We start from the raw sequence: 12904 nt of genomic DNA on the forward strand, positions 1-12904 counted from the left end.
ATGAACCGACGTTTTGGCCAGCTACCGGACCCCGCCCGCCGCTATATTCCCCGGCGTGGGGTCTATGCAGTGATCCTGTCGGGTGACGGAATTCTGGCGACATTTCAGGAAAAACCACTGGCGGAATTGCAACTGCCCGGCGGCGGCATCGACCCCGGCGAATCGCCCCTAGCGGCGCTGCATCGAGAGGTGTTCGAGGAAACCGGCTATCGCATTCATTCCCCCCGAAGGTTGGGGATGTTCCACCGCTATACCTACATGCCCGACTATGACATCTGGGCGCAAAAGCTGTGCACGATCTACGTGGCGCATCTGGGCCCGCGCCTGGCAGAACCGACCGAGCCCCATCACACCGCGGTGTTCCTTCCCTGGGATGAAGCGGAAACGATGTTGGGCGTCGATGGCGACCGGTATTTCGTATCGCAATTGCGTGCTGTGCTTAGGGCGTGAATGTCAGGCAAATCGCGGACACGTCATCGTCAAAATCATCGCGATTCGAATAGGCGTGTAGGTCTTCGGCCAGTTTGGGCAGCATTTCCTGGGGCGTGGTCGAGCCGTTGCGGATCAGAAGTTCTGCGAGCCCATCTTCCCCCAAATAGCCGCCACAGGGGCTGGAACACTCGGTAAACCCGTCGGAATGCAGCAGCAGCCTGTCACCGGGGGCCAGCTGAAACTCCACCGTTTCGAACCGCGCGCCGGGCAGCAGGCCAATTGGCATTCCGCCTTCGCCAACCCATTCGACCGTTCCATCCGATCCCAGAATCGCGGGGTGCGGATGGCCTGCCTGCACCATGCGCGTTTTGCCGGTCTCAAGGTCCACATCAGCAAGGCAGATCGTGAAATAGAGGTCCGTTTCCACCTCTTCGAACATCATTTGGTTCAGTTTGTGGGCAACCTCATCAGGCGGCAGGGCGATCCAATTGCCGCCCTTTGCCTGCACCAGCGCCACGTTTTGTTCCGGCGCGGCGGTGCCAAGCAGTCCCGCCATGCGCGCGGCCAGCAGCGCCGACGTGACGCCATGGCCCGACACATCGAGCGAAAACAGCCCCAGGCGATTGCCGGGTATGGGAAAGAACCCGACCAGATCGCCGCCCACATGACCACTGGATTTCAGCAACAGCGCGACAGATCCGTTCTGAACGGGTCGAAAAGTTTCCCGCACCAGCGATTCCTGTAGCCTCTTGGCCTCCAGCAAATCGCGGTCGAGGGCGTCGTAGAGTGTGCGAAGTTCAGCAAGCGTTGTGCGAATCTTGCGGTTCTGGCTGACCAGTTCCGCCTGCATCGAAACGATCCGTTCGCCGGCCCTGATTCGGGCGCGCAGTTCATTCGGATTGACCGGTTTTGTCACGAAATCATCGGCCCCCGCCTCCAGCCCGAGTACGATTTCGGACTTTTCGGATTTCGATGTCAGCAAAATGACATAGCCATAACTTTCGCGGTCGAGCTGTCGAAAGGCGCGGCAGAAATCCGGCCCGGACATGCCGGGCATCATCCAGTCAGTAAGGATGATGGGGATGTCCTGTTGCGAAAGGATGTCGAGCGCGTGTTCCGGCGTTTCGCACACCGTCACCTCATGCCCCCATTTGCGCAGCAAAGTCGCCAGCAATCGGCGCTGTGCCGGGCTGTTTTCCAGCACCAGAACATGGGACAGCCCCACCATCCCCGACACCTGCCCGTTTTGGCCAGCCATTACTGTTGCATCATCGGGCACCTGCCATCCCTCTTCGTGAAACCGTCCCTTCGTGGCAGCAACGAGTTAAGGCGAAGTGAAGCCTAAAATGCTTTCTATCCAGGCCGGTTTCCTAATCTCTCGTTAACGACCTGGCGCTACCTTCCCCTCGGGGCGCTATGAACCGGAGGCAGAGGTGATTGACCGAGAGAGAGTGAAAGAACTCCAAAGAGAAATCGGAGAAGAAGACTTTGCCGAGGTTGCGGCGATGTTTCTGGATGAAATGGCCGAAGCCCTGGCCGGGTTGTGCAACGCGACCGGCCATGCCGGTTCCGATGCGTTTCACGGGCTGCGGGGCAGCGCGCTGAACCTCGGATTCGCCGATTTCGCCGCCGCCTGCGCAGAGGCTGAGAAACTGGCCTCGGAAGGGCAGGCTGTGGATACGGATCACCTGAACTGGCTGTACAGAGAGTCGGTCAAGGCGTTTGGCACGGACCTTCCAGCAGCAGCAGCCTAGATCAGGAATTCTGACAGAACCTCGTCATCGGTGATGTCGCGATAGGCAAAACCCCGATCCTCCATCCGCGCGAAAAGCCCGTCGAAATCCGTGGCATCACGGGTTTCGATTCCGATAAGCACAGAGCCGAAATTCCGGGCGGATTTCTTGAGATATTCGAACCGCGCAATGTCGTCGCCCGGGCCAAGCAGCCCGAGGAAATCCTTAAGCGCGCCGGGTCGCTGCGGCATTCGCAGGATGAAGTATTTCTTTATGCCCCGGAACCGCATCGCGCGTTCCTTGACTTCTGGAAGGCGCTCGAAATCGAAATTGCCGCCAGAGGTGACGCAAACAACCGTCTGCCCGCGCAAAGCTGCGCCCAGGTCTTTCAATGCGTCGATGGCCAGCGCGCCCGCCGGTTCCAGCACGATCCCTTCGACGTTCAGCATCTCGGAAATCGTCACGCAGATGCGGTTTTCGGGCGCTGCCAGCACATCGCCCGGATCGGTCGTGGACAGAACCGCAAAAGGCGCTTCCCCGATCCGCGCCACGGCGGCCCCGTCGACGAAATTGTTGACCGAGGGCAGCGTCACCGGCTCGCCTGCCTTCAACGCCGCCGCAAGGCTGGCGCCGCCAAGCGGTTCCACCAGCTTGACCCGCGTTCCCGCCCGCACCGCTTGAAGATAAGACAAAACACCAGACGACAGACCGCCGCCGCCCACGGGCAGAATCAACCGATCGGGCGTGCCACCCAATTGTTCCAGCAATTCCACCGCGACCGAGGCTTGCCCTTCCATCACATCGGGATCGTCGAAGGGCGACAGGAACACACCACCGGTTTCAGCGCAGAAGTCCTGCGCAGCGGCCAGCGTTTCATCGAAATAGTCGCCGACCAGCTTGATCTCGACCGAGTCCCCGCCAAAGGCGCGGGTCTTGTCGATCTTTTGGCGGGGCGTGGTGACGGGCATGAAGATTTCGCCCCGCACCCCGAAATGACGGCAGACGAAGGCCACCCCCTGCGCGTGGTTGCCGGCGCTGGCACAGACAAACAGCGTGCGGTCCGGATCTTCTGCCAGCCGCTTTGTCATGGCGTTGAAGGCACCCCGGATCTTGTAGCTGCGCACCGGTGACAGATCCTCGCGCTTCAGCCAGATATCGGCGCCGTAGCGGTCCGACAGAAAGGCATTGCGCAGCAAGGGGGTGGCCGGGAACAGGTCCCGCATCGCGGCGGTGGCCGCGCGGGCCCTGTCGGCAAAATCACTCATGGCTTGGGCCTTTTCAGGTCAGTTCAAAGTGCGGCGTTCAACCTGCGTCCCGTAGAGCGTGGTTAGCAAGGACAGGTTCAGCAGCACCTGGATCCAGTAAAGGAACGCCATCGGAATGATCCCAAGGGCGCTTTGACCGAAGATCACCGCGACCAGCTGGTTCGCAAGTGTCATGGCCAGCGCAATGAAGAACAGCGGCACCAGAAGATGACTGGCGACGGGTTTGCTGGCCTCCCAGCTTTCGCCGAACGTCATCTTCTCACCAAGTGCGGCGGCAGGCAGGATCAGGCCGACGCGGGTGATCAGCCAGGTCAGACCAAGGGTGAAGCCTGTCAGCAAAACGAATGCGATGGCTGTGGACTGGAAGATGCTTAACAAAATACCGATCACGATCATGGCTGCGATGCTGACCGCGACAGCGAAAAGCCCGATCAGGAAGGCGCGTCCCAGATAGGACAAGATGTAGGGTCCGTGCCAGTTCGGCACCACGCCGCGCCCGTATTCTTCCAGCAGCACGAAGCGGTGCCAGCCGACGGCGGCCCAGCAATAGGTGATGACGCTGACAACAACGCCAGCCAGAACGGTCAGGAAGATCACGCCGGGGTTCACATCGGGCAGTTGCGACGGGTCAACCGTGGGATCAGTGAAAGCTGTGTAGGAAAAGCCCCAGCTCATGAACAGCGCCAGCAAGATGGCCGCTGGCAGGAAGGTCGGCACCAGCGTCAGACGCGCCGCTTGCCCGAGATTTCCAAAAACCTGCGCCACAACATGCCGCAGCATCCGATACCCATAGTCCATACGCTCACACTCCGCTTGTCTTGCTTCCCCCTTGAAAACCCGGTATCGCCGCCCCGGTCAATCGAATTCCCGGAGATACCCCATGTCTGCGCCAAAGAAAGTCGTTCTCGCCTATTCCGGCGGTCTCGATACCTCGATCATCCTCAAGTGGTTGCAGACGGAGTATGGCTGCGAAGTGGTGACTTTCACCGCCGATCTGGGCCAGGGCGAAGAACTGGAACCGGCGCGCGAAAAGGCGATCATGCTGGGGATCAAGCCGGAGAACATTTATATCGAGGATGTGCGCGAGGAGTTTGTGCGTGACTTCGTGAACCCGATGTTCCGCGCCAATGCGCAGTACGAGGGGCTGTATCTGCTCGGCACCTCCATCGCGCGGCCGCTGATCTCCAAGCGCCTGATCGAGATCGCCGAGGAAACCGGTGCCGATGCCGTCGCCCATGGCGCGACCGGCAAGGGCAATGACCAGGTGCGGTTCGAGCTGTCGGCCTATGCGCTGAACCCCGATATCAAGGTGATCGCGCCGTGGCGGGAATGGGACCTGACCAGCCGCACGAAGCTTCTGGATTTCGCCGAGAAGAACCAGATCCCGATTGCCAGGGACAAGCGCGGCGAAGCGCCCTTCAGCGTCGATGCGAACCTTCTGCACACCTCGTCTGAGGGCAAGGTTCTGGAAGACCCGGCCGTTGACGCGCCTGACTATGTCTACCAGCGCACCGTGCATCCCGAAGATGCCCCGAACGAGCCCGAATATGTGGAGATCGGGTTCGAGAACGGCGATGCCGTCTCGATCAATGGCCAGGCGGTCAGCCCCGCCGAGATGCTGACCAAGCTGAACGAGCTGGGTGGCAAACATGGCTGTGGCCGTCTCGATCTGGTCGAAGGCCGCTTCGTCGGCATGAAGTCGCGCGGCATCTACGAAACCCCTGGCGGCACCCTGCTGCTGGAAGCACACCGCGCAATCGAGTCCATCACCATGGATCGCGGCACGATGCACCTGAAGGACCAGCTGATGCCGCAATATGCAGAGCTGATCTATAACGGCTTCTGGTATAGCCCCGAGCGCGAGATGTTGCAGGCGGCTATCGACAAATCGCAGGAGCACGTGACCGGCACCGTGCGGTTGAAGCTCTACAAGGGCCTCGCGCGTTGCGTGGGCCGCTGGTCGGATCATTCGCTCTATTCCGAAGAGCATGTGACCTTCGAGGACGATGCTGGTGCCTACGATCAGAAGGACGCGCAGGGCTTCATCAAGCTCAATGCCCTTCGCCTGCGCCTGATCGCGATGCGGAACCGGCGGCTGAACGGCTGAACCTCCAGCCACGTCAGCATTGCCAGATTGTGAAGACCCGCCCATCCCTTTGGGCGGGTTTTTCAATTGGGGACTGACATGGCACTGGAAGAGATCGCGGACCGCATCAACGCAGGTTTGGCGGACAAGCCTTTCGAGGGATCGCTCAAGTTCGATTGCGGCGATGATGGCGTGATCGTGCTGGCCGATGGCGGGGCCACGACCGAGGATCGGGACGCGAACTGCACCCTGTCGCTCAGCCAGGAAAATCTGGTGAAACTGCTGTCGGGTAAGCTCAACCCGATGACGGGACTGATGATGGGCAAGCTCAAGGTCAGTGGCAACCCTGCGGTGGCGATGAAGCTGAGCCAGTTGTTGAAGGGGTGAACTACGGCTTTGACCGGGCGCGGGGAAGTGGTTTCGAAACCGCTTTTTACGGCCCTTCCAAGGGCCGTCTTCCTACCCGATCCTGACCGCGGAAAGCTCCTCGTAAAACGGCATCGCTTCGTCCATCAGGGCGGCGGCGTCGCCGTCCAGCTTTGGCAACGGACCTTCTGCGCCTGCAAAACCGGTGCTGTTCCACACTGCGCCATACCAATGCTGGGCCCAGGCACCGTCATCCTTGTGGCCGCCCTCGGGCCAGCTCAGCATTTCGGGGTCAAAGTCTAACCCTATGGCATCACAGAGCTTTTCCAGCATCGCGCGGGGGTTGTCGCGGATATCGTGGCTGTCGATCACAATCGGGTTTCCGTCGAATGCCAGCACCTCTCGATACAGTTCAGCCTGCTGGCGGAATCCGATATCGTCCAGACTTGGGTTTTCTCGCTTGGCGGCGTAGCTGGCGATCACCCGCGCCGGGTGGCGGATCAAGAAGACATTGACCACCCCTCGCATCCACAGACGCGGGACGCCAGAGATCATGTGTTGGGTCATATGCTTCTGATACCAATGGGTTTTCCCATCCGGGTTGGGACCAGACAGGGCATCGGCAACGATCTGGGGGTCATGCGGCTGGGCGGCGAGGATCTGCGGCTTCATAGGATGATCCAGCCCCGTTTTCGCCAGGTAAGAGGCATAGAACGGTTCATCCACCACGGCGCAATCGGCGCGGTTTCCAAAGGCATACATCATCGCCGTCGACAGGTTGCGCGGCCCGGACCACATCGCGATTTTCATGGATCACCCCTCGTACACCGGGCGTACACCCCCCGTGCTCCCCCCGTACAGACGGAAGAGCGATTTCGCAAGCGGGCCGGCGGCGGTGTAACAGAGGCTCAAGCCAGCGTGAGCTCACGCGCTCTTGCGTTGTATTTCATCGGCTCTGACGGGATGCATGGATCAGATAGGAGACCCACGCCATGCCCCGCATCCGCATTGCAGAACACCTGAAGATCCCCGCCCTTGCCCTTTTTATTGGCCTTGGCCTTTTGGCAAGCCACAGCCGTGCACATGCGGAAGAGATACGTACTGCCGTCCTCGCGGGTGGCTGTTTCTGGTGCGTTGAGGCTGATCTGGAAAGCGTCGATGGCGTGATTGAGGCGGTGTCTGGCTTTGCCGGCGGCACGTTGGACAACCCCAGCTATCGAGAGGTGACGCGTGGCGACACCGGGCATTACGAGGTGGTGGAAATCACTTATGATGCCGAGCGGTTGCCTTATCAGGAGCTTATCCACCTGTTTCTGCGATCTATCGACGTGACCGATGATGGCGGGCAGTTCTGCGACCGGGGACATAGCTATCGCACCGCGATCTTCGCGGGCAGCGATGAGGAACGTGCGATTGCCGAGGCCGAGATTGCAGGGGCCGAGGCGCAGCTTGGACAGGCGGTCGTTACCCCGGTTCTGGACGCCGCGCCGTTCTGGCCGGCCGAAGACTATCACCAGAATTACTACCGAAGCGAAGATCTGATCCTGACCCGCTTTGGTCCGCGCCGGAAATCGGTGGCCTATGGGCTGTATCGCGAAGCCTGCGGGCGCGATGCACGCGTCTCGGCGCTATGGGGAGATGACGCGCCTTTTGCGGGCGATCACTAAGCCTGAGCCAAGACCAGAGACGGTTCGCAATTTGACCCGCTGGGCGGCGGTGGCTGCCCAGATGCATTCACGGCCGTGTGGCGCAAAGACGTTAGCGCGCCACGGCCTTGACGCTGTTCTGCCAGTCGGGGTGCATCCACGGTTCCAGGTTAGAGCGGGGCAACATGCCTTTGCCGAGGATATGATCCGACGCCTTTTCACCCGTCATGATCGATGGACCATTGAGGTTGCCATTGGTGATGCGAGGAAAGATCGAGCTGTCGGCGACGCGCAGGCCCTCGACGCCGATGACACGGCACTCTGGATCAACGACTGACATAGGATCGTCCGCTGCGCCCATCTTGCAGGTGCCGCAGGGGTGGTAGGCGCTTTCAGCTTCGTCGCGGATGAACTCGTCAAGCTCCTCATCGGTTTGCACGTGGCTACCCGGCTGAATCTCCTTACCGCGATACTCATCGAAGGCGGGCTGGGCAAAGATCTCTCGCGTCAGGCGGATGCAACGGCGGAAATCGGACCAGTCTTCAGGGTCGGACATGTAGTTGAAGAAGATATTCGGGGCGACGTTCGGGTCGTTCGATGCCAGCGTGATCGCGCCGCGCGATTTTGACCGCATCGGGCCGACATGGGCCTGGAAGCCGTGGCCCTCGGACGGCGCTGTCCCATCGTAGCGCACCGCCATGGGAAGGAAGTGATACTGGATATCGGGATAGTCCACGCCCGGGCGCGAGCGTAGGAAGGCCGCGCTTTCGAACTGGTTGGAGGCCCCGAGACCTGTATGTGTGGCCAGCCACTGGGTGCCGATGATACCCTTGCTGATCAGGTTCCAGTATTTGTAGAGCGTGATGGGCTGGGTGCAGGCCTGCTGGATGTAAAGCTCCAGGTGATCTTGCAGGTTTTGGCCCACTCCGGGGCGATCGGCGATCACCTCGATCCCGTGGTCTGCCAGATGCGCGGCGGGGCCGATGCCCGACAGCATCAGGATTTTGGGTGAGTTGATGGCCGAGGCCGCGACGATGACCTCTCGGTTGGCCTTTACCACCTCAATATTTCCGTTCCGGTCGATCTCGACGCCGGTGGCGCGGCCCTCTTCGATGATCACCCGGCGCACATAGCAACGCATCAGGTTGCAGTTGGGCCGTTTGAGCGCCGGTTTCAGATAGGCATTGGCCGCCGACCAGCGCTGGCCCTGCCAGACGGTCTGTTCCATCGGGCCGAAGCCTTCCTGCTTCTCGCCGTTATAGTCGTCGGTCAGTTCAAAACCCGCCTGCCGCCCGGCCTCGACAAAGGCCTGAAACAGCGGGTTGGTGCGGGGGCCGCGTGTGACGTGAAGGGGGCCGTTGTTCCCACGCCAGGTTGGATCGCCACCATGGCCGCCATCGTGCCAGTTCTCCATCCGCATGAAATAGGGCAGCACGTCGGCATAGGACCAGCCTGCCGCGCCGCTGTCGTTCCAGTGGTCATAGTCGCGCGCATGGCCGCGCACATAGACCATGCCGTTGATCGATGAGGAGCCGCCGATGACCTTGCCACGCGGACAGACGAGGCTGCGGTTGTTCAGATGTGGTTCTGGTTGCGTTTTGAAGCCCCAGTCATACATCGCCATGTTCATCGGGTAGGACAGGGCAGCGGGCATCTGGATGAACGGGCCCTTGTCGGAGCCGCCATATTCCAGCACCAGGACGCTGTGCTTTCCATCCTCTGACAAGCGATAGGCCATTGCCGACCCGGCGGACCCGGATCCGATAATGACGAAATCGGCTTGTCTGACGGTTGGCATGGTGCGGCCCCCTTGGCTTTTGGCACTGAACTGAGTGAAGACGGGAAATGACGCCCCTTGCGCATGAAAATGCCCCCAAAGCGGGAATTTTCCGGGAAAGAATGCGACTGGTTTTCCTTATTTCGCGACGATGGCCCTTGGACTTAGCCAGGATTGTCGGTGTGCCGGGCCGCAAGGATCAGGATCAGCGAGCCGACAAGGGCCGATGTTAGCGAAGCCAGAAGGATGGCCAGCTTGACCGATGCCAGCTGCTCGCCCGTGAAAGCCGCGCTGCCAATGAAAATCGACATGGTGAAGCCGACGCCCGCAAGGCTGCCCGCACCCAGAAGCTGCATCCAGCTAATCTCGGATGACATCTGCGCAAAGCCAAGACGGACGGCGAGGAAGACCAGCACAAAGATGCCCAGCGGTTTGCCGAGAACCAGCCCGGCCATAACGCCCAACGCCTCCGGCTCCCACAGGGAAAACTGCGCGCCGACGATCAGGATGCCAGTGTTGAAGAACGCAAAGAGCGGCAGGATCAGAAAGTTCGACCAATGCTCCAGCGCGTTTTGCAGGTGGAAGCCGGGTTCGCGCAGCCGGTCCACGGCGTGCTGAAGCCGGGATAGGGTGCCATGGCCGACGGGGGTGTCAGGGTCGCGCAGTTCCGCGTCAAAAATCGCGGCGGTTTGGGCGGCGACGCCCCTGATATTGGCAGACCGGCGCGACGGGATGGCAGCGGCGGTCAGCACCCCCGCAAGGGTCGCGTGCAGGCCGCTTTCGTGAACGTAGAACCACAGGGCCGCGCCGAGGATCAGGTACGGCGTGCGGGAATAGATTCGGCCCCGATTGAGCCCTATCATTACCGCGAAAATCACCACGGCGATGGCGAATTCCCGCATGTGGAAGCCGTTGCCGTAGAACACCGCTATGACAAGGATCGCGCCGAGGTCATCTGCGATGGCAAGGGCCGATACAAAGACTTTGAGCGAGGTGGGCACGCGGTCTCCCAAGAGGGCGAGGATGCCAAGGGTGAAGGCAATATCGGTCGCCATCGGCACGCCCCAGCCATGGGCAGTGGGCTGCCCCCAGTTGATTGCCGCATAGATCATGGCGGGCGCGACCATGCCGCCAATGGCCCCGATAATCGGCAACGCGGCGCGGGCGGGATCGGAGAGTTCGCCGTTCACGATCTCTCGTTTGATCTCGATCCCCACCAGCAGGAAAAACAGCGCCATCAGCGCGTCATTCACCCACATCTCCAACGGAAGGGAAAAGATGGTCTCACCAAAGGACAGGGCAATCGGCAATTCGCGCAGATGTTCATACGCGTCGTGCAGGCCCAGATTGACGGTGATCAGCGCCAACAACGTGGCGAGGATCAGCACCAAACCGGCAGAGGCGGCCCAGTGAAAGAACTCCAGGCTGGCAATGCGGATCTGCACGCCAATTGGCTTTTGCACCTCTTCCGTCAAAGAGGTTTCGTCCCAGGCCCCGTCATAAAGCCTGCCGTCGATGAACAGAGCGGGCGTGTCGCGGACACCAGCGCGATGAGCGACGATACGATCTTCGGCCAATCTTGCATCGGTCGCCTCGGACCACATGTCGGCTTTCAGGCGGTCCAGATCGAGGCCCAGCACCTCGCCAATTGAGAGAATCAGCGCCTCGGTATAGCGGGGCGGACGAGAAAAGAGGGCGCGGTGCATATCCTCATACGCACCCTGATGGGCGGCGGCGATGGCCCCGCGCGCGGCGATCTCGGACCCGGTATGCTCGGCCCCGCCGGGCAGGAACCGCACCGCCATCGACACGTTCTGCGGGCCGAAGCGACCGGCAGAGCGTTGCATTACATCGCGGATGCGGCGTGTGTGCTTGCAGGAAAAATCCAGATACCAGACCAGCCGCGCCCTGCCGCCGCCCTCTGTTAAAAGAATATCACGGGACGGGTGTAGGTCGGGTGTCAGGGATTCGGTCATCGGGTGGCCCGGCTCGAAATTTCTAATCTTGAATGTTTCATAATATGAAGTAAATTGGCGTGCAACATGAAAGGCACCCGATGTCCTCTGAAGATTTCATTCCCACCCCCGGCCCGCTGATGGACCTTGGTCCGCGCACCCGCGCGATCCTGGGGGTGCACATGCTGTTTCGAAAGATCGAAGAGCAGCTGGAAGCGTTGAGCACCGAGCCCGCCCTGACCAAGCCGGAACGGCATCTGCTGGTGGTTCTGTCGCAGCCTACGCGGATGGGGGCGCTGGCGCAGGAATTGCAGACCGTACCGTCCTCGATCACCGCGATAGCAGATTCGCTGGAGGCGAAGGGGCTGATCGGGCGCCAGCGCGACCCCGACGACCGGCGAGCTTGGCGGTTGTTTCTGACCGAAGACGGACAGCGCCTGCGCCATTGGATGGCCGACCGTGCCGCCGCGATTTTCACCGAGGCCACGGGCCTTCCCGACGATGACATAGACACGCTGGCCCGCCTGTTGGCCGAGGTCAGCGAAGCCCCATACCGCAGCATTGATTGCGCAGGAGAGATTTGATGAAAGCCCTAGTTCTTGCCGCCCTGATGGCCGTTATGGCCAGCCCCGCCGCCATGGCTCAGGATACTGCCGCCGAGGTTATTCGCCCCGTTCGGCTGATGACGGTGACCAGCAACTCCGACGGGGTGACGCGCCAGTTTTTCGGGCAGGTCGTCGCAGCACAGACGGTGGATCTGGCGTTTCAGGTCGGTGGGCGCATCGTGGAGTTCCCGGTTCTGGACGGGCAGGAGATCACGGAAGGATCGTTGATCGCGCAGCTGGATCTGGAGACGTTCGAACTGCAGCTCGATCAGGCGCGGGTTCAGATGGAACAGGCGGAACGGACACTGACGCGGCTGACGCAGTTGCAGGGCAGCTCGGTGTCTCAGGTCAGCGTCGATGACGCCGAAACGCAGGTGGCACTGGCGCGCATCGCGGTTCAGAACGCCGAATACGCGCTGGAACATGCGACTCTGGTCGCGCCCTTCGATGCATTGGTGGCATCCCGCAATGTCGCCAATTTCACCACCATCGGCGCCGGCAGCCCGGTTGTGCGCCTGCATGACATGTCAGAGCTTCGGATCGAAATCGACGTGCCGGAGGTGCTGTTCCAGCAGGCCGGTCAGAACCCGAACGTGGAGCTGTGGGCGCAGTTCCCGGTCAGCGGTGAAACACACCCTTTGACGATCCGCGAATTCGTTGCCGAAGCTTCGGCCGTGGGGCAGACCTTTCGCCTGACGCTGGCGATGCCCCGGCCCGAGAATACGTCGATCCTGCCGGGGTCATCTGCCACGGTCTTTGCCCGGTTGGTGCCCGATCATCCGGCTCTGGTCATCCCGGCATCTGCCATTCACACCGGCAATGACGGTTCGGTCGGTGTGCTGCGGTTCGTGGAGGGGCAAGACGGGCTTGGAAACGTTGAACTGGTCGCGATCGAGATCGAACCGGCGCGCGATGGCGGCTTTGTCGTGCTGTCGGGGATAACGGATGGCGACGAGATCGTGACAACCGGGGTGAATGCCTTGGAAGACGGCCTGACCGTTCGCCGTTTCACCGGCTTCGGCAACTGAGGGTCCGGGCC

At 61.1% G+C, this 12904-nt stretch carries 13 protein-coding genes; 7 read left to right on the forward strand and 6 right to left on the reverse strand.

The genetic code is table 11. From position 1 onward, the window contains the following. The gene (locus tag ACROHD_RS12410; RefSeq protein WP_432678210.1) at positions 1-450 is read left to right on the forward strand and encodes an NUDIX hydrolase; all 450 of its coding nucleotides are present in this window, start codon (positions 1-3) and stop codon (positions 448-450) included. Here the strand turns inward: ACROHD_RS12410 and ACROHD_RS12415 are convergent. Further along, positions 440-1711, reverse strand: coding sequence for a PP2C family protein-serine/threonine phosphatase (locus ACROHD_RS12415; RefSeq protein WP_432678211.1), 1272 nt, complete (start codon positions 1709-1711; stop codon positions 440-442). The genes ACROHD_RS12410 and ACROHD_RS12415 overlap by 11 nt on opposite strands. 172 nt (positions 1712-1883) lie before the next feature. Here ACROHD_RS12415 and ACROHD_RS12420 point away from each other — a divergent pair, with 172 nt between their 5' ends. Continuing rightward, entirely contained in the window at positions 1884-2186 is a 303-nt protein-coding gene (locus ACROHD_RS12420) for an Hpt domain-containing protein (protein ID WP_432678212.1), read from the forward strand. Here ACROHD_RS12420 and ilvA read toward each other — a convergent pair. Both ilvA and ACROHD_RS12430 read right to left on the reverse strand, forming a co-directional pair. After that, on the reverse strand, positions 2183-3430 hold the full coding sequence (gene ilvA, locus ACROHD_RS12425; RefSeq protein ID WP_432678214.1) for a threonine ammonia-lyase IlvA: 1248 nt from the start codon (positions 3428-3430) through the stop codon (positions 2183-2185). The genes ACROHD_RS12420 and ilvA overlap by 4 nt on opposite strands. A gap of 18 nt (positions 3431-3448) precedes the next feature. Next, positions 3449-4228 (reverse strand): hypothetical protein, encoded by a 780-nt coding sequence (locus ACROHD_RS12430; protein ID WP_432678215.1) that lies wholly within the window; start codon positions 4226-4228, stop codon positions 3449-3451. Positions 4229-4310: 82 nt separating this feature from the next. Between ACROHD_RS12430 and ACROHD_RS12435 the strand changes: the two genes are divergently transcribed. After that, positions 4311-5537 carry an argininosuccinate synthase gene (locus ACROHD_RS12435; RefSeq protein ID WP_432678217.1) on the forward strand — a complete coding sequence of 409 codons (1227 nt, stop codon included), beginning with the start codon at positions 4311-4313 and terminating at the stop codon, positions 5535-5537. Positions 5538-5615: 78 nt separating this feature from the next. Then, on the forward strand, positions 5616-5903 hold the full coding sequence (locus ACROHD_RS12440; protein WP_432678219.1) for an SCP2 sterol-binding domain-containing protein: 288 nt from the start codon (positions 5616-5618) through the stop codon (positions 5901-5903). Positions 5904-5975: 72 nt separating this feature from the next. Here the strand turns inward: ACROHD_RS12440 and ACROHD_RS12445 are convergent, their stop codons facing one another. Then, complete coding sequence (locus tag ACROHD_RS12445) at positions 5976-6692, reverse strand: sulfotransferase-like domain-containing protein (protein ID WP_432678220.1); 717 nt, start codon at positions 6690-6692, stop codon at positions 5976-5978. Positions 6693-6874: 182 nt separating this feature from the next. Between ACROHD_RS12445 and msrA the strand changes: the two genes are divergently transcribed. Continuing rightward, complete coding sequence (gene msrA, locus ACROHD_RS12450; protein WP_432678221.1) at positions 6875-7549, forward strand: peptide-methionine (S)-S-oxide reductase MsrA; 675 nt, start codon at positions 6875-6877, stop codon at positions 7547-7549. 91 nt (positions 7550-7640) lie between these two features. Here the strand turns inward: msrA and betA are convergent, their stop codons facing one another. After that, complete coding sequence (gene betA, locus ACROHD_RS12455; protein WP_432678222.1) at positions 7641-9326, reverse strand: choline dehydrogenase; 1686 nt, start codon at positions 9324-9326, stop codon at positions 7641-7643. Positions 9327-9469: 143 nt separating this feature from the next. Further along, positions 9470-11281: a Na+/H+ antiporter NhaA gene (nhaA, locus tag ACROHD_RS12460; RefSeq protein WP_432678224.1), complete on the reverse strand. Its 1812-nt coding sequence runs from the start codon at positions 11279-11281 to the stop codon at positions 9470-9472. An 80-nt stretch (positions 11282-11361) separates the two neighbouring features. On the opposite strand from nhaA, the gene ACROHD_RS12465 reads away from it, so the two are divergent. Both ACROHD_RS12465 and ACROHD_RS12470 read left to right on the forward strand, forming a co-directional pair. After that, complete coding sequence (locus ACROHD_RS12465) at positions 11362-11844, forward strand: MarR family winged helix-turn-helix transcriptional regulator (RefSeq protein WP_432678226.1); 483 nt, start codon at positions 11362-11364, stop codon at positions 11842-11844. After that, positions 11844-12893 carry an efflux RND transporter periplasmic adaptor subunit gene (locus ACROHD_RS12470; RefSeq protein WP_432678228.1) on the forward strand — a complete coding sequence of 350 codons (1050 nt, stop codon included), beginning with the start codon at positions 11844-11846 and terminating at the stop codon, positions 12891-12893. The genes ACROHD_RS12465 and ACROHD_RS12470 overlap by 1 nt, the downstream gene beginning before the upstream one ends. The last annotated feature ends 11 nt before the right edge of the window (positions 12894-12904 follow it).

It is taken from the genome of Nioella aestuarii (assembly GCF_050896395.1).
Lineage (GTDB): Bacteria > Pseudomonadota > Alphaproteobacteria > Rhodobacterales > Rhodobacteraceae > Nioella > Nioella aestuarii.